Here is a 16,648-nt window from a genome sequence, read left to right as displayed (position 1 = left end):
CCGTTCAAAATCCGTTAGGTCTAGGGCGCAACGTACGCGATACCACGTCCCACAGCGCCAAGGCTTCACTGTTGTTCAGGGAGGCCTTTTCGAGCGAATATTCCTGGATTAAATGATTCGGCCAAGCAGTCCTCATCTTTAACTCGACAAATGGTTCTAATTCGCTGCTCGCTCTTGAGTTTGCTTCCAGAGTAAATACATTGCCGAGTGTTCTCAGCGGCGTAGTACCTGCCAGTAACCACTCTTCTGCTTTCATATCCTGCAATTCCACAACACCTTTACTTACTGTCCTGCCGCCCGGTGTTGTTTTCAGTGCATCAGCGATCTGGTCGCCGCGTTGCAAAAGTGTGCTTGTGTCGTGCGAGTTCGTACTGGTATTCAACCCAAACGCGACATCCTGATTACCGAGGAGTGCAAACTGATTGCCAATTTCTTCGTTATCGCCAGCTTTACCCGGCCAGAATCCCCCCAGGAAACATACCCCTGGTTCAGTTGGAACATCATCGTCAGCGCGGCCACGAACTGTGTCGAGTAATTCAAATATCAGTCGCGTTTTTTGTGGGACGTTGTTGCCTATCACTTGTGAAGTCGGGTCGTCTTTGTAAGTCGACGTAGTCACATCAGAAGCCTTAATTTTCAAATGAATGCGATAACCTTTGTCCCATTTGTACCCTTCAATGATGCGACTGATATTCCCGGAGTATGTATCCTTCAAATGAATAAAATACCGTGTTCCCGGCCCCCATGCCGGACCGTTTGCGAACAGAAACTGATAGCCATCTTGATGCCTGGTAGCTTTCAACTCAGCTTCGCGCGCTGTTACTTCGTACAGGTACTCTTCCTGCGTCATTGCCTTGGCTTCGAAATTTACGCCCTGTATCTTCGCGCTCCCGGTTATCGATACATTGGCTGGCATATCAATCATGTAGCGCCCCACACACTGCGATTTCAGATTACTGGTCAGTTCGGTCACGGTTTGTTTCTCCTGTTCGCTGAGCGGGACGTTGCGCTGTTCACATGCGGCAAGGGTGAGTGTCAAACAGGCGAGCAAACCTGCCATGATCTGCCTCATATTTTTAGCAATATGTATTCACGGATGCGGAAAAGAACAATCGACGCCATAGCCAACCTTCTTTCAAAAGCCGTTTGGTCGCGGACGCAACGTGCGCGTTATCACATCCCACAAAGCCAAGGCTTCGCTGCTGTTCAAGGACGCTTTTTCGAGCGAATATTCCTGCAGTAAATGATTGGGTGATGCTGTGTGCATAGTCAACCAAATATAAGGCTCTTGTTCGGCGCTGGCTCGTGCATTAGCCTCTAAAGAAAATAAATTACCCAGGGTATGAAGATCAGTAGTCCCAGCCAGCAACCATTCTTCCGCTTTCATATTTTGCAGTTCCACAATACCTTTGCGCATCGTCCTGCCGTTTGGATCTGCTTTTAGTTCCGCATTGATGTCGTTGCCACGTTGCAAAAGTGTATTGGGTTCGTGCCCGTTGGTATTGCTTTGTAAATCAAACGCGACATCCTGATTGCCGTCGAGAACAAACTGGCTATTGATCTTTTCGTCATCCCCCGCTTTGCCCGGCCAGAATCCTCCCAGAAAACATACTCCTGGTTCAGTTGGAACATCATCGTCAGCGCGGCCACGAACTGTGTCGAGTAATTCAAATATCAGACGCGTTTTTTGTGGGACGTTGTTGCCTATCACTTGTGAAGTCGGGTCGTCTTTGTAAGTCGACGTAGTCACATCAGAAGCCTTAATTTTCAAATGAATGCGATAACCTTTGTCCCATTTGTACCCTTCAATGATGCGACTGATATTCCCGGAGTATGTATCCTTCAAATGAATAAAATACCGTGTTCCCGGCCCCCATGCCGGACCGTTTGCGAACAGAAACTGATAGCCATCTTGATGCCTGGTAGCTTTCAACTCAGCTTCGCGCGCTGTTACTTCGTACAGGTACTCTTCCTGCGTCATTGCCTTGGCTTCGAAATCTACGCCCTGTATCTTCGCGCTCCCGGTTATCGATACATTGGCTGGCATATCAATCATGTAGCGCCCCACACACTGCGATTTCAGATTACTGGTCAGTTCGGTCACGGTTTGTTTCTCCTGTTCGGTGAGCGGAATGTTGCGCTGTTCACATGCAGCAAGGGTGAGTGTCAAACAGGCGAATAAGCTTGCGATTGATTGTTTTATCACTAACAATCCTTGTATTCCAATGTGGTGCCCTTCACGTTCTGGGCTATCTTTGTGATCGCCCACAGTGCAAAAAGGCGTTGCGGCAAAAGTTTATAAGCGCCTTCATGCTCCACACCTGGATAAGGTACGCAGGCTTTCATCCGTTGTTGTGATGCGCGCCCCGAGCGTATCGGTACCGTGCCGTCACCGTCCTCGCCAGCATCTCTCACGCTAAATCCTGTCGCCATAGGCGTACCGCCACTGCGCTGCAGTAAGCGCTGTTCACCGGTGCCGTTGTCGCTTAGTACTTGTCCTTGCTGCATATGGTCAATCGCCGCAGCTGTACCCAGCCATCGGGTCGCGCTGGAAAGTTTTCGCTCCCAGACAACGTCACCCCATGCTTTGTGCTTCGCATCATTGCCATAGAAAGCGTAGGTGTGCTGGTGATATTGATTGGCGATTTTCATATGGAATTTTTTTACATCTTCATCAATGATGCTGACATAAGCCGCCCAATCTTGATCAAGAATTTTCTTGCCCTTATCTAAAGGATTGATTAATTTTTCATCAACCAATCCCCACCATTGGCCGCGCTGTTTGTAAATTTGGCGGTAAGGATCATCAGTAGTCGGCAACTCCACCACACGGTCACCGTCGACAATCTTGAGCCAGTTCTTCCCATATTCCGCGCTGGGCAGCAACTGCAGCGGCCCCGGCGACTGGGAAAAAACCGGCGTCACTGTTCCCGCATTCGGGCCGATGACGATGCCGGCGCCTCCCTCGGTACCTGCCTTTACCCGTTTGTACGCAGTGCCTGCACCCGTTGTCGGCATCACGCCATGGACAATGCCCAAGACTTTGTCTCGTTTGCCGCCATCCAGCACCTCTGAATAGTGGCGCGCCACCAGCCCCCCCATTGAATGGGTGACGATAATGACTTTATCGCAGCGATAACCGAATTTATCCCGATAATAGGCCGTGATTTTGTCGATTCTATCGGACAGAGTTTGGGCCGAGTCGGCGTTCGATTGCAGCCAGTTGTAACCGACCGCATGCACCGGAAACTGATATTTGCAGGACAGCGACCATTCTTCTTTGGTCAACAGATCCACACCGGGTGCATCGGCAACCAATTGTTTCATCAGGCTGGCGCGCAAGCCGCGACGTCCGTAATCCGTGCCAGGAGTAAAGACATCGTTCAAGGCATTTTCCAGCCAGACTAGCCATGTACCGTAGCTCATGTAGGAAACCTCTCCCCAACCGCGGCGTCGCAGCTCAGCTTCAGTTTGAACTGTACCGATTGGAATCTTGCCACCGGCATACACGGCCGTATTTTGGGGATCGAGCTTTTGTTTGCGCTTTCCCGGACCCGCAACAATCCAATCTTTCGCAGCTCCTACTGGACTATTAACTAGCCACACTGGTCTATTGTCAGAACCCTTCAAATTAGTCCCCATCACCCCCGGCACAAAGATCACAGGGATAACCCGGTCGGGCACCATATAGCACATGGCGGTGCTGTCGTCCGGGGGGGAGCCGATAGAGGTGTAATGGACTGATCCATCCTCGGCGATGACAGGAGGAATGATGCGGTTGATTGTGGCCATGCTGAATTGCTCCGGTTCTTATGCACGATTACAAGATGAGGGATTGGACGACACTATGTTTTGCATCCGTTCAATGGCGGATTACTCAGGATCAATACGTAACCGCACCGCCTCGGTAAAGAGCATTTTCTGCAGTCCTGTTCTACCTTCCCCGTCAGTTGCTCCGCAAATCACACTGCCATCATCGCGGACGATGGAAAATGTCCGATTGCGAACTGGGCTACTGTCGTGCGGCCATGCCATAGTGAACTCTTCGTCAAGCGGCGCATGCTTCCAACTGTTCATAGTTTCCGCCAGCGAACTCGGTCCCTGGCGCCGGAACGACGCAGACTTAACGACCCGATCACCACGCGTACCGTCTTCAATACCGGTCGCCGACATCCTGAAATACGATCCGCCGCACTTGAGCAAGAGTTCTTCCTTGGCCTCAATCGTGACGCGGCCATTGACGCTGGTTATGGTCATATTCTTGTTCGACAGGAGACTCATGTCGTCGCTCTGCGCTTGAATTTCAACTTTTCCCTTGCCTGCGAATAGCTTCATCCCGAGTTTCTGGGCAAAAAGAGACACGGCCTCTCCAGCCGACACGGTGAATTTCTTCAGCACGCCGATATCGGCATTTCCTCTCGCACTGGCAATCAAATTGCCTTGCGCAGCGAGTTGCAAGTGTTGACCACTGGTGAAAGCCATGCCAGCAGGGGCACTTGCCAGCAGAACCGCCTGTTGCAATTGATCCAGCCGGCTCTCCAGCAATTGCTTCTGTTTGTCTATTTCAGCGATATGGACTTGCGCAACCCGCGCGGCCTCCGATAAAGACTGCATCAAAGTCAGCGCCTCATCGAGTTGGATTTTAGCTTCCGACATATCCAGCTGTTGGCCGTTGGCCTTTGGTTGTGCATCGGCGGACAAGAATAATCCCTTGCCGCCACGGACACTCGCATGCAAATCGGTGCGGATTTCCAGGCCTTCGCCACGTTTTTTCCTCTTGGAATCAACCAGATGTCCAAGATTCAATTGGCTCTTGCCGTATTCGGTGGCCAGCTTGACGTGCTCTTCGCCGTCCCAATCTTCCAGCCGTAGCTTGTTGTTGCTTTGCGTCCGGATTTCATTCCTGCTCATCCAGCGTTTCTGATTGGTGATCAGATCGCTGTTCTGGCTGTCATGCATTGCATGGGAAATGTACGGCCGATCCGGATCCCCATCGTGAAACCCCACGGCAACCTCGGTACCGTCCAATAACGGAAAATGGAAACCCGTCTGCCGGCTTCCCGCAAAAGGCTTCGCCAGCCGCATCCAGCAACTGTTCAGACCAGCCGTCCGTGGATCACGATCAAAGTCGAACTGCACCATGTAATCGCCATCCTGGTTCATGTAGGCGTACGGGTAACGGTTCGGGGTGGCGATGCGGGCGCTGACGGTGCCGGCGATTTTCGGCCAGTCCGCTTCATTGAGCGGCAGTCGATATATCCGGCCCGAAGGAATCGCGGTGTAGCTGTTGTGATACGCGGTATCCCGCGCGCCATGGTGCGTGACTTTGATGATCAACTGGCCATATTCCGCATCCGGCAGGATTTTGTTGGACATCCGGAATACCGCACCCGGTGTCAGGCCCAGTACATTGCTTTTACCCAGATAGACGATTTGTGCCGACAACGCGGCTTCGTGGCGCAAGCGCCCTTCCCACTCTGCCTGCTCGGCATCCAGATGCAGCGTGCCCCAGGAATACGATTGACCGTAGGTGCCTTTGTCGTTACGCGCCAGATTGATTTCAGTTTCAATCGTTGCCGGTGCGGCCAAGCGGTTGTAGTCTCTGACGACAATCGATTCCGAAATGCCGGTGGTATGCGTTTCGAGCGCCTGCACCGCTTCAGCGCCGACGCTTTCCAGCCCGGCATGCGCGCTCATCGGCGCGGTCAAGGCTGGTTGACGCCGGTAATGGGTGAAATCATCGCCGAAATGCACGACCTCGCCCCACTCGCCGGCATCGATCCTGAACCAGATTCCACTACGGCGGCACAGCCGCTGAATGAATGCCAGATCGGATTCGTGCCACTGAGTAACGATCGGACGTTTCTCGTATTGGCGCAATAAGGTAAAGCTGAAATTGCTGTTGTCGCCGGCAAAGCCGTGTTCGCGCAGGATGCTTTCGATGATCTGCGGGAAAGTCTGCTCCAGGAACAGGCGGCAACGCTTGACGTTGCCCAACAGGGCCAGGCGCGACTCAAGAATCACTTGATAGGTAGTGACGTCTTTGCTGCTGTCGATCTGGTGGAAACCGGTGATGACGCCCTGAATCTTGCGGCCGGCGCCTAAATTCGGCAGCCCGGGCAAGGCTGGTGGATTAATCGAAAATACGGCCGGCATACCGAGGAAGCTGGCACGCGGCAAATCAGGAAGTGGATGGGTCAAGCGAATGACAAAGCGGTTGGGCTGGCCCAATTCTTCCGTGCCTTCAAAACCGACAACGCTAAGCTCTTTGGCAAGAACGCCGGCACGCCGCACTTCGAGCTTATAAGGCTGCAACACGCCGGATGTCAGTGATGACGCGATATCAATCAGATTCATGCATTACTCCCTGATGCGCGCAGCCGTGTCTCTCGAATGCGCTTTCTTACTTTTTTTGAGGGAAAAACGAGCGACACGCCTCATTCACGAGACATATCGCCCAATCCATCAGCCTCCGTCAGGACTTGGCTTTAGGCATCTGCGACACCAGCGACAAGCCGATGTCCATACCTTCGACCTGGAAGTGCGGCACGATGAACAGCTTGATGCGGAAGAAGCCGGGATTGTCTTCAATATCTTCCACGGTCACGTTGGCTTCACGCAGCGGATGCGAGGCTTGCAGATCGTCGCCCGGATCGGTCATCTCGGTAACGAGATTCTTGATCCAGTTATTCAGCTCGATCTCCAGCAGGCGGCGATCCTTGGTGGTGCCGATGTTTTCGCGCTGGATCAGCTTCAGGTAATGGGCGATGCGTGACAGCAGGAAAATGTATGGCAGGCGCGCATTGATGCGGCTGTTGGCAGTGGCTTCCTTGGTGTCGTATAGCGCAGCCTTTTGCGACGAGTTAGCCGAGAAGAAACAGGCGAAGTCGTGGTTCTTGTAGAACGACAGCGGAATGAAACCCAGGTTGGCGAATTCAAACTCGCGCGTTTCCGGGATCAGGACTTCGGTCGGGATCTTCGGCTGGTAGCCGGTGCCGAGGTCGTATAGGTGGACCGGCAAATCTTCGACCTTGCCGCCGGCTTGCGGACCACGGATCTGCACGCACCAGCCGTTCTTGATAAAACTGCCGACCATGTTGGCGGCGAAGGCAAACGACGCATTGACCCACAGATAGCGGCTGTGATCCGGTCCCTTGACGGCTTCCTGGTAGTTGAAGGCACGCACCGGCACGGTGTCTGGACCATACGGCAGACGGCCAAGCACGCGTGGCATGGTCAGGCCGACATACCGCGCGTCATCGGTATCGCGGAAGCTTTTCCATTTGATGTATTCGGCGCGGTCGAAATAGTTGGCGATATCTTGAATCGCCGCTACTTCTTCCATGGTTTCCTTGCCGAAGAAGGCCGGCCCGACGGAACCGACGAACGGCATGTGCGCCGCAGCGGCCACCTTGGATACGTTGCGCAGCAAGGCCATGTCTTGCGGCGAATTGCTGAACTCATAGTTGGAAATGATGGAGCCGATCGGCTCGCCGCCGGGGGTGTCGTATTCCTGGATGTAGGTGTGGCGATACAGCCCGCTCTGGATGACTTCCGGGGTATCTTCGAAATCCTGGTGCAACGCATCCTTCGACACGTCCAGCACTTCGATCTTGACGTTCTTGCGGAAATCGGTGCGGTCGACCAGGAAACGCAGACCGCGCCAGGCTGATTCGATTTGCTGGAATTGCGGTGAGTGCATCACTGCATCCAGCTGCCGGCTGATCTGCTGATCCAGATGGTCAATATGAAAATCGAGCAGGGTCTTGTCGAGGCGATCGACTTTCTTGCTGGCGTCCGCCACCATGTTGAGGAACACGCTGACCGCGCGGGCCATGCGTTCATCCGCCGGCGATTCTGACAGGACATCGTTGTCCTGGAAGGCTTCCAGCGGACGCGCCTTGTCGATCGGCTTCAGGTTGATTTTGTCGCACAGGGATTCGTAGACGCTACGATTTGCGAGAACGACGGTTTCTTTCGCCGTGGCGGCGCTTGCTTTTTGCGGTTCGTTTGCAGACATGTCGTTACCTTTTATCAGTTATCCAAATGAGCCGTCGGCTTAACCATGGCCGGGTTGCATCTCGATCGATGCGATGCGTCCCAGATCGGCGCGCAGGCTGCCGGAAAGCTTGTCGTCCTTGAGGATTTTTTCGAGTTCGCGGCGGAATTCGCCGTTGTCGAGCAGGTTCGATTTCAGGTCGCGCAGCAGATTGCGCATCGCCATCAGCGCCTGCAATTCAGGAATCTGACGCGCCACACTTTCCGGCGAAAAATCTTTCATCGACTTGAAATTGAGCGCAACGCTCATCTCTGAACCGTCGCCGGCCAGGGTGTTCTCGGCAGCGATCCTGGCTTCAGGATTGATGTCGGCCAGTACCGAATCGAAGTTGTTCTTGTTGATGTTGACCTTCTTGCGCTCGGCAAGGGGCGCGCTTTCCTTACCGGCACTGTAGTCACCCATCACCAGCAGTTTTAGCGGTAGTTCGACGCGCTTTTGCGCCCCGCCGGTGTGTAAATCGAGGGAAATATTTACCCGCGCTTTGGGGATTTCCCGTTGAAAACTTTCGGCCATCTTGCCTCCTGTGAGAAGTAAAACACATCGAAGAAATGGTCATTAGATGTCAAAATGAAAACGAATGTCAAATGGAAATTGTTAAATATGATAAAAATAATAATTATCTAGACAACAAGTAACTTTGTGGTTAAAAATATAAAACATTCTGATCGCATCAATATCGATTCGCGATCAATTCGCAACGAATAACATTCAATAACAATATCCCTTCTCGCATATTTTGTATGAAAAATCAAAGGCTTCACGAAATATTCCGCAACAAACCATGCTATCGGCAACACAACTTCGATCCATCGAAGACGCGCCCATTGACTGAGTAAGAATGAATTTGTGAGGCGTATTTACGCAGGAAAAATTATTTTAAATTGGCAATATTTAAGACACAAAAATCCTTCCCATTAACATCAAATTGTTAAATTAAATGCTTTATTATCAATTGTTGCAAATAAGAAATTTTCGACATATTTAGTTAAATACCCCACAGGAAATAATGCGGACATTCAAACCACTCTGGCATGAAGGCGTGATCCTGACGCCCCAGCATTTCCAGCAGCAAGAACTCTGGTCTCAATTCAGCGGACGCCAACTGGCGTCTTTGACTGTTGCGGAAGCCTGGGGCGTGGTCGACGTACGAATCGATGAGGAGACGCTCGCCGCCGGACGGTTGAAATTGAGCAGCCTGAAATTGCGCTTACCCGACAGCGCCATCATCGATACCTCGATTGCCGACGTGTTGCCACCAGCCCGCGATCTGGCTCGCGATATGCCCGCCGATCTGCAAGGTGCGGTAGTGGTCGCCGCCCTGCCGCTGCTCAATGCCGAAGGTGGCAACTGCCGCTACGACGAAGAAAAGCTAGCGCGGCCGCGGCGCTATTTCCGCGAGTTCGTCAAAGTGCCGGATTTATTCGGTGAGGGCGTCGAAGAACTATCGGTGCAACGTCACGCAGTGCATTTGCTGCTCGATTTCGAGGTACAGGCGGACGATATGGTTTGTCCGGTTGCGCGCATTTCCCGGACCGGTAACGGCCAGTTCGAGGTTGATCGAAGCTACGTGCCGCCTTGCTTGATGCTGTCGGCGCACGCGCGCCACACTGAGCGTATCGCGCGATTGACCGATATTTTACTGGCAAAAAGCACCGCCCTATCGAGCCGGCGCCGCGAACGTGTCGATCAGATTGCCGAATTCGGGGTTGCCGACGTTTCACTATTCTGGCTCCTGCACTGCATCAATACCCATTGGCCAGATCTGTCGTTTCTGCTGAGCCACCCCAATCAGCCGCCGGAAAAGCTGTATGCGGTACTTGCCCGCCTGGCCGGCGCGTTGATGACATTCTCGACGGGTACCACCCTGTCGGCGCTACCTGCTTACGACCATGGCCAACAAGAACAAGTTTTCAGCAAGCTGGAGTCGCTGATTCGAGAGTTGCTCGACGCCATCATTCCGTCACGCGTGATTCCGATCGGACTGACACAAAAGAGCCCAAGCATCTGGAGCGGCCAGTTCAAGGACGAGCGCTTGCTGGACGGCGCCGACTATTACTTGTCGGTACATGCGGCGTTGCCCGCCTTGCAGCTGATCGAACACATTCCGAAGCTGTGCAAGATCGGCAGTCCTGACGATATCGAGCACATTGTCAACGCCGCACTGGCCGGGATTCCTCTGCGGGCGGTGCAACGGGTGCCAGCAGCGATCCCGATCCGCCTGGAAAACCAATATTTTGCGCTCGACACCAGCGACCCGGCCCATGCCCGGATGCTGGCCGCACGCGCGTGCCAGATCTACCTGCCGTCATCAGTGCCTGACGCCTCGCTTGAACTGTTTGCGGTACTCACATCATGACCTCTTCGACTTCGACCGCCACTTCCGCCGTTTCCATACGCGCTTTGTTGCGCGACACCGCTCTGGAGGTTTCCTTGCTGGCGCAACGTGCGACACCGGACTCTATCGAAGTGCTGCGCGAGGACTGCCAGCAATTGGTCGCCTCCTTTGAGGAAGTGCTGGGACGACAGCAGGTTGCCATCGATGTCAAACAAGATGCGCTCTATGCGCAATGCGGCTTGCTCGACGAAATGGTGTTGCGTCATCTGCCCGTCGAAAAAAAATCGGAATGGGATGCAGAACCGCTGCAAGTGGAGCGATTTCAGAATCATGACGCCGGCGAGCGGATTTACGAACGTATCGCAGCCCGGATGCGCGAAACACCGCCCAATCTCGAACTGCTGGAGTGCTACAGCACCATCTTGGGCTTAGGTTTCAAGGGGCGCTATGCGCGCACCGGAAACGACGAACGCACCGCTTTAATGGCAGCCCTGGATGCGCAGATCGCCAAACTGCGCCCGATGTCCGATCAACGCTTGATTATCGACACCTCACGCACCAGACCCCTGGATTGGCTGTATCGGCTATCGCCCTGGGCCTTGGCCGGATTTGCCGCGGTGGCCACGTTGTTGCTTTACCTGTTGCTCGGCCAGTCGCTTGATCTGCAATTGTCCCATCTGTTGCAGCAAAAGCCGTAATGAACGACTTAAGCCTGGGTTATCCCTATCGAGCGATAACGGCGCTGGCAACCGCGCTTGCGCTCGTGCTGGTATTGGGCGTACTGAATCTGACGCCTGGATTGCAATGGACGCTGGCGGCGCTGATCTTGGTGGCGGCAATCGGCGTCGTTGCTTTCAGGACTGCACGCATCAAGCGCGCGCAGCAGCGCAGTGCCGAGATATTGGGACAATTGGGGACACTCACCGCCGACCTGCCGCGCAGCCTGCGTACACAGATGCCGTTGCTGCTGGTTGTGGGAGATGGTCTTGCGGAGTTATTCCTTGATGGGAATCATCGCCGTTTGGCCCATGTCGGCGATGGCGCCATCTGGGTGCGTGTCGATCGGCCGCAGGACATGTCGCGGCTGGCTGTGGTACTGCGTCAATGGCGCGACGGCCGGGCTCCTGACGGTATCGTGCTGGCGCTGGCTCCGGCCTTTTATGCAGACCAACACGCAATAACGCATTCATTACGACTGATTCGTCAAGCGAGCGGCGATACCTCACGGCTGCTAGGGACACGCATTCCCGGTTATCTGGCGGTGTATCAGCGGCTCACCAGCGCCCAGCACGAGACTGAAAATGCAACGCCGCAATGGTATGGTGTGTCGAGTGCCAAGCCAATCCTGGGCGCATGCGCTTTTGAGGAAGTAATCCGGAGCAGCGAGGCGGATGCACAGCGAGCCCACCCGGACGTTGTACCGGCTTGGCGCGCAGCAGCCTTGTCGGACATCGTCGACTGGACCCGCAGTATCGCCTTAACTGCCCTCCAGGATCGTAATCAACCAGCCGCCGTCTGGCCGTTGTTTGGCATCGGCTGGATCGATTGTGGTCCCAGCGCCAATCCGCGCGCGCCATGGAATCGGCATTTGCAAGAGCGTATGCATCTGACTCCGCCGGGTTTCGCCGCCAGCAACATCCGCTGGCCGCTCCCGCAAGCCTTGATCGCAGCACTGCCGCAACGAGTCTGGATCTCGCCGCGCATGCATGCGCTGGCCCATGCGCTCTTGTTGATCACCGTCGCTCTGGCGCTGGCCGGATGGGCGGCAGCCGCCAACAATCACGCCCTGCTGACACAAGCCGGCGACAACATTGCCCGCTTTACCGGCATTCCGGCGGCCAACGATGCCGCGCGGCGCGATGCGCTGGCCGCACTCACCGCCGATCGCGACAGGCTGGAACGCTATCAGCGCACCGGCCTGCCGCTAAGCCTTGGTTTTGGTATGTACCGCGGCGGCGGCGCAATGCCGGCATTGAATGCTGCGATTGCGTCTTACCAGCCACCCGCCCCCAAGCCGGCCATCGTCACTCTTGACAGCATGTCGCTGTTCGCCAGCAGCAAAGCCCAGCTCATGCCGGGCTCCACCCGCACCATGGTAGCTGCACTGGAAATGATCAAGGCGCATCCGGAGAATCGGATTCTGGTCGCCGGCCATACCGACAACGTTGGCGATCCCGGCAGTAATCAGCGCCTATCCATAGCGCGGGCAAGCGCGGTACGCGACTGGCTCACCGAAGCCGCCGACATGGCGCCGTCGCGCTTTGCAATTCAAGGATATGGGGATAGCCGGCCAATTGCCGACAATCAGACCGAAACCGGACGCGCGCGCAATCGCCGCGTCGAAATCACTCTGGTACCGGATTCTCCCGGAACCTGACCGTAGCGCCTCATCAGCGGGGCTTTTTAGCAACAGTGTTTATTACAGGAGTAAGGCATGGCAATTCCAGCATATATGTGGATCAAGGACGACGGCGGCGCAGACATCAAGGGCTCCACCCGTATCCAGGGTCGCGAAGGCAGCGTCGAAGTGGTTGAATTCAACCACTCGGTCGAAATCCCGACTGATGGCAATACCGGCAAACTGACCGGCACGCGCATCCACAAACCATTGATTATCACCAAAGAATTCGACGCCTCCTCACCGTATTTGTATAAGGCTGTCACCAGTGGCCAGACACTGAAATCGGTGGAGTTGAAATGGTATCAAATCGATGATTCGGGTACTGAAAAAGAGTACTACAACATGAAACTTGACGGCGTTAAAGTGGTATCGGTATCACCGGTGATGCACAACATCAAAGACCCTGCGCGCGAGAAATACAACCATCTGGAAAACGTCGCGCTGCGCTACGAAAAAATCACCTGGACGTACAAAGACGGCAACATCATTCATGCCGACAGCTGGAACGAAGGCCGCTAACCGGCTGCCGGCGTGATGCCCCGAGGACCAGGCGCCGGCGCTGGTACCGAGGAGCTTTGCCAATGCCGGGCGCATGAAGTGTCCGGCTTGCTATATGAATTTTTATCCGATCAGTCTCAATATCGCTCGTGTAGCGGTATGTATGAATACGAACGGTCTCAACAGGACTCACATGCCCCCACGCGACTCCACCCATCTGCTACGCAAGCTCAATCCACAATGCGCCAGCGCCCTGGAAGCGGCCGCCAGCCTATGCCACGCGCGCGCGCATGGCGAAATCACGTTGGAGCATTGGCTGCTGAAGCTGATCGAGCCTGGCACAGGAGATATTCCAACTATCTTGCGCCACTATGAAATCGATATAGATCAAGTGTGGGGTGCATTGCTGGCTTCGCTGGAACGGCTGCCGCACGACATGCGGGGCAAACCGGCGCTGTCGCATACTTTGATGGATGTGATGCAACGGGCATGGCTGGCGGCATCGATGGCCGACGATGCGCGCACCATTCGTTCCGCCCATATTCTGACAGCATTGGTGGATACGCCGCACTGTTTGCGTGCTACCGACGCCTGGCCGTTGCTGAGCATGACCTCGGCACAGATTCAGCGGCTGCATAGCGTTCTGGAGGCGCAATCAGTCGAGTCGCAGGTTGCCGATAACGACGAGAGTGCGGAGGCAGCCGAGATGACTCCGCCCTCCTCGGATGCATCCGCTGCCACGAACGCCAAACCAGCCAAGGCCGCCAATCGGACCACCGCCGCCAATAGCGAAGCGCTGACGCGTTTTGCGATTGACCTGACCGCCAAGGCCGGCCGCGGCGAGATCGATCCGATTTTTGGGCGTGACCGCGAAATCCAGCAAATGGTGGACGTGCTGGCGCGTCGCCGCAAAAATAATCCGATTCTGGTTGGCGAACCTGGTGTCGGCAAGACAGCCTTGGTAGAAGGCCTGGCGCTGCGCGTGGCCGAAGGGACAGTACCGGCCGTGATCCGTGACGTGCGGATCCTGACGCTTGATCTGGGACTGTTGCAGGCCGGAGCGGGTGTCAAAGGCGAGTTCGAACAGCGCCTGAAAAATGTGATCGACGAAGTGCAGCAATCACCGGTACCAATTCTACTGTTTATCGATGAGGCGCATACCCTGATCGGTGCAGGTAACAGCGCCGGCGGCGCCGATGCCGCGAATTTGCTAAAGCCGGCATTAGCGCGTGGTGAGCTGCGCACGATCGCTGCAACCACCTGGTCCGAATACAAGGAATATTTCGAACGCGATGCGGCGCTGGAGCGGCGCTTCCAGGTGATCAAGGTGGACGAGCCGGACGATGCCAACGCGACCTTGATGCTGCGTGGACTGGCAGCTCGCTATGCGGCGTATCACAATGTGCATATCCGCGACGAAGCCCTGATCGCCGCAGTCAAACTGTCGCGTCGTTATCTGACCGGACGGCAGTTGCCGGACAAGGCGGTGGACCTCATCGATACTGCGGCAGCGCGCGTAAAAATAGGACTCGAATCGCCGCCGGCCGAACTGGAACTGGCACGCGCCCAGATGGCTGCCATGGAACTGGAAATCGAAAAGCTCGGCGCCGATCAGGATGCCGGCCTGACCAATCTGCAGCAACGTCACGACGTGCTGCAAAACACATTAATGGAAGCGCGTACCGCTTTTGCGAGCCTGCAAGAACGCTATCAGGGCGAGCTGGTGCTGGTGAATGCATTGCGTCAATGTCGCAGCGAATTCAGGCAGTCCGGCGATCCGGCCGCGAAAGACACGGCGTTGACGGCCTTGAATGCCGCGCAGCAAGCGCTGGCCGTGGCGCAGGGCAAGACGCCGCTAGTGTTCGTGGATGTGGACGCGCAGGCGATTGCCCGGGTCGTTGCCGAATGGACTGGAGTCCCCGTCGGCAGCCTGGTGGAAGATGAGCTGGCTGGTTTGCTGTCTCTGGAACAGACGCTGGCGTCCCGCGTGGTGGCCCAGGACGAGGCATTGGCAGCCTTGGCCAGCAGCCTGCGTATTGCCAAGGCGGGCTTGAAGAATGAACATTCGCCATTGGGCGTATTTCTCCTGGCCGGGCCCTCTGGCGTCGGCAAGACTGAAACCGCACTGGCCCTGGCTGACCTGCTGTTCGGCGGCGAGGCCGCCTTGACCACCATCAATATGTCGGAATATCAAGAAGCTCATACGGCATCGCAACTGAAAGGTGCGCCGCCGGGCTACGTCGGCTATGGCCGCGGCGGGGTGCTGACCGAAGCGGTACGGCAGCGCCCATATAGCGTCGTGCTGCTCGACGAAGTGGAAAAAGCCCACCGCGACGTACTGGAGATGTTCTATCACGTGTTCGACCGCGGCACCATGCGCGACGGTGAAGGCCGCGAAATCAATTTTTGTAATTGCGTGATTTTGATGACGTCGAATCTGGGCAGCCAGGAAATCATGGAAATGACCGGCAATGATCCAGCCGCTTCTACTGCACAGTTGATGGAAGCCGTGCATCCGATCCTGTCAGAGCATTTTCAGCCGGCCCTGCTGGCTCGTTTCCAGCCTATCCTGTACCGGCCGCTGCAAGCCGGTGCATTGTCGACTATCTTACGCATCAAGCTAGATGCCATCGCCCTGCGCTTGAAACGCCAGTACGGCATTATTCTAAGTTGCAACGAAGGTTTGATCGACACATTGGCGCAGGCTTGCCTGTTGCGCGAATCAGGCGCGCGCAATATCGACAGCCTGCTCAATCAGCAGATCTTGCCGGTGGTAGCCCGCGAGCTGCTGGTGCGGCTGGCTGCCGGCGGCATGCCGGATGAAGTACGCTTGTCGCACTCGCCGGACGGCAATCTGGCGCTGGAGTTTTTACCGGATGACACGGCTAAAACTCAGCCGGCGGCGCTTGCGGCAACTCCTGACACGATCGGCTAAGAACAATATATGGCAACCGGACCGTCTTTATACGACATGCTGCTCGGACATATCGGTGACATACCACTTGCCGATTACGACGATAAAACGCTGGAAATCCTGAGCGTGATGGAGAATTTGCGGCGCATTCTGAACACCCGGGCCGGGTCGCTCAAGCACCTCCCCGATTTTGGCCTGCCAGACCTGACCAATGTCTATCGCAATCTGCCGGCATCCGCTCACCTGCTCAAGAAAGAGATGGAAGCAACCTTGCTGATTTACGAACCGAGGATCAAGGGTATCGAAATCGATGTGCTGCCAGCTGATCCTGGCATGGTCATCAGTTACATGATGACCTGCCATCTGCGTAAGCGAGGACTGGTCCGCTTCGGCACGCATTTCGAGCCGGAGGGGCGGACCTTGTTGCAGTTGCGGTGAGAT

Annotated in this window: 12 protein-coding genes; 6 read left to right on the top strand and 6 right to left on the bottom strand. The window is 55.4% G+C overall.

Annotated features, from left to right (window positions below):
• Window positions 1-4: 4 nt before the first annotated feature.
• The 6 genes from KHU29_RS01720 to tssB all read right to left on the bottom strand — a co-directional run bounded on the left by KHU29_RS01720 (window position 5) and on the right by tssB (window position 8,572).
• A complete protein-coding gene (locus tag KHU29_RS01720) occupies window positions 5-1,060 on the bottom strand; it encodes a T6SS immunity protein Tli4 family protein (protein WP_211450958.1) in 1,056 nt (351 codons plus the stop codon).
• A 75-nt stretch (window positions 1,061-1,135) separates the two neighbouring features.
• A complete protein-coding gene (locus KHU29_RS01715) occupies window positions 1,136-2,206 on the bottom strand; it encodes a T6SS immunity protein Tli4 family protein (protein WP_211450957.1) in 1,071 nt (356 codons plus the stop codon).
• Window positions 2,206-3,792 carry an esterase/lipase family protein gene (locus KHU29_RS01710; protein ID WP_211450956.1) on the bottom strand — a complete coding sequence of 529 codons (1,587 nt, stop codon included), beginning with the start codon at window positions 3,790-3,792 and terminating at the stop codon, window positions 2,206-2,208. The genes KHU29_RS01715 and KHU29_RS01710 overlap by 1 nt, the downstream gene beginning before the upstream one ends.
• Before the next feature lie 81 nt (window positions 3,793-3,873).
• Window positions 3,874-6,357: a type VI secretion system Vgr family protein gene (locus tag KHU29_RS01705; RefSeq protein WP_211450955.1), complete on the bottom strand. Its 2,484-nt coding sequence runs from the start codon at window positions 6,355-6,357 to the stop codon at window positions 3,874-3,876.
• Window positions 6,358-6,475: 118 nt separating this feature from the next.
• Window positions 6,476-8,020, bottom strand: coding sequence for a type VI secretion system contractile sheath large subunit (tssC, locus tag KHU29_RS01700; RefSeq protein WP_211450954.1), 1,545 nt, complete (start codon window positions 8,018-8,020; stop codon window positions 6,476-6,478).
• 39 nt (window positions 8,021-8,059) lie between these two features.
• A complete protein-coding gene (tssB, locus tag KHU29_RS01695; protein ID WP_211450953.1) occupies window positions 8,060-8,572 on the bottom strand; it encodes a type VI secretion system contractile sheath small subunit in 513 nt (170 codons plus the stop codon).
• A gap of 493 nt (window positions 8,573-9,065) precedes the next feature.
• Between tssB and tssK the strand changes: the two genes are divergently transcribed.
• The 6 genes from tssK (at window position 9,066) to tssE (ending at window position 16,645) form a co-directional block, all read left to right on the top strand.
• A complete protein-coding gene (gene tssK, locus KHU29_RS01690; RefSeq protein ID WP_211450952.1) occupies window positions 9,066-10,415 on the top strand; it encodes a type VI secretion system baseplate subunit TssK in 1,350 nt (449 codons plus the stop codon).
• Window positions 10,412-11,092: a DotU family type IV/VI secretion system protein gene (locus tag KHU29_RS01685; protein WP_246541329.1), complete on the top strand. Its 681-nt coding sequence runs from the start codon at window positions 10,412-10,414 to the stop codon at window positions 11,090-11,092. The genes tssK and KHU29_RS01685 overlap by 4 nt, the downstream gene beginning before the upstream one ends.
• Window positions 11,092-12,771, top strand: a complete 1,680-nt coding sequence (locus tag KHU29_RS01680) for an OmpA family protein (protein ID WP_211450951.1) — start codon at window positions 11,092-11,094, stop codon at window positions 12,769-12,771. Before KHU29_RS01685 ends, KHU29_RS01680 begins: the two co-directional genes overlap by 1 nt.
• A 57-nt stretch (window positions 12,772-12,828) precedes the next feature.
• On the top strand, window positions 12,829-13,314 hold the full coding sequence (locus tag KHU29_RS01675) for an Hcp family type VI secretion system effector (protein ID WP_211450950.1): 486 nt from the start codon (window positions 12,829-12,831) through the stop codon (window positions 13,312-13,314).
• A gap of 172 nt (window positions 13,315-13,486) precedes the next feature.
• Window positions 13,487-16,228, top strand: a complete 2,742-nt coding sequence (gene tssH / locus KHU29_RS01670) for a type VI secretion system ATPase TssH (protein WP_211450949.1) — start codon at window positions 13,487-13,489, stop codon at window positions 16,226-16,228.
• 9 nt (window positions 16,229-16,237) lie between these two features.
• Window positions 16,238-16,645: a type VI secretion system baseplate subunit TssE gene (gene tssE, locus KHU29_RS01665; protein ID WP_211450948.1), complete on the top strand. Its 408-nt coding sequence runs from the start codon at window positions 16,238-16,240 to the stop codon at window positions 16,643-16,645.
• Window positions 16,646-16,648: the final 3 nt, after the last annotated feature.

The organism is Collimonas antrihumi (assembly GCF_018304965.1).
GTDB classification, from domain to species: Bacteria; Pseudomonadota; Gammaproteobacteria; order Burkholderiales; family Burkholderiaceae_D; genus Collimonas; species Collimonas antrihumi.
Note: the sequence above shows the minus strand (reverse complement) of the source record. Positions and strands in the feature narration are given on the sequence as shown.

Excerpts from the sequence above, each read along its gene's own strand:
- tssB (WP_211450953.1), bottom strand. The coding sequence starts at position 8,572 with ATGGCCGAAAGTTTTCAACGGGAAATCCCCAAAGCGCGGGTAAATATT.
- tssK (WP_211450952.1), top strand. The coding sequence starts at position 9,066 with ATGCGGACATTCAAACCACTCTGGCATGAAGGCGTGATCCTGACGCCC.
- tssH (WP_211450949.1), top strand. The coding sequence starts at position 13,487 with ATGCCCCCACGCGACTCCACCCATCTGCTACGCAAGCTCAATCCACAA.
- KHU29_RS01705 (WP_211450955.1), bottom strand. The coding sequence starts at position 6,357 with ATGAATCTGATTGATATCGCGTCATCACTGACATCCGGCGTGTTGCAG.
- KHU29_RS01710 (WP_211450956.1), bottom strand. The coding sequence starts at position 3,792 with ATGGCCACAATCAACCGCATCATTCCTCCTGTCATCGCCGAGGATGGA.
- KHU29_RS01685 (WP_246541329.1), top strand. The coding sequence starts at position 10,412 with ATGACCTCTTCGACTTCGACCGCCACTTCCGCCGTTTCCATACGCGCT.
- KHU29_RS01720 (WP_211450958.1), bottom strand. The coding sequence starts at position 1,060 with ATGGCAGGTTTGCTCGCCTGTTTGACACTCACCCTTGCCGCATGTGAA.
- tssC (WP_211450954.1), bottom strand. The coding sequence starts at position 8,020 with ATGTCTGCAAACGAACCGCAAAAAGCAAGCGCCGCCACGGCGAAAGAA.
- KHU29_RS01675 (WP_211450950.1), top strand. The coding sequence starts at position 12,829 with ATGGCAATTCCAGCATATATGTGGATCAAGGACGACGGCGGCGCAGAC.
- tssE (WP_211450948.1), top strand. The coding sequence starts at position 16,238 with ATGGCAACCGGACCGTCTTTATACGACATGCTGCTCGGACATATCGGT.
- KHU29_RS01680 (WP_211450951.1), top strand. The coding sequence starts at position 11,092 with ATGAACGACTTAAGCCTGGGTTATCCCTATCGAGCGATAACGGCGCTG.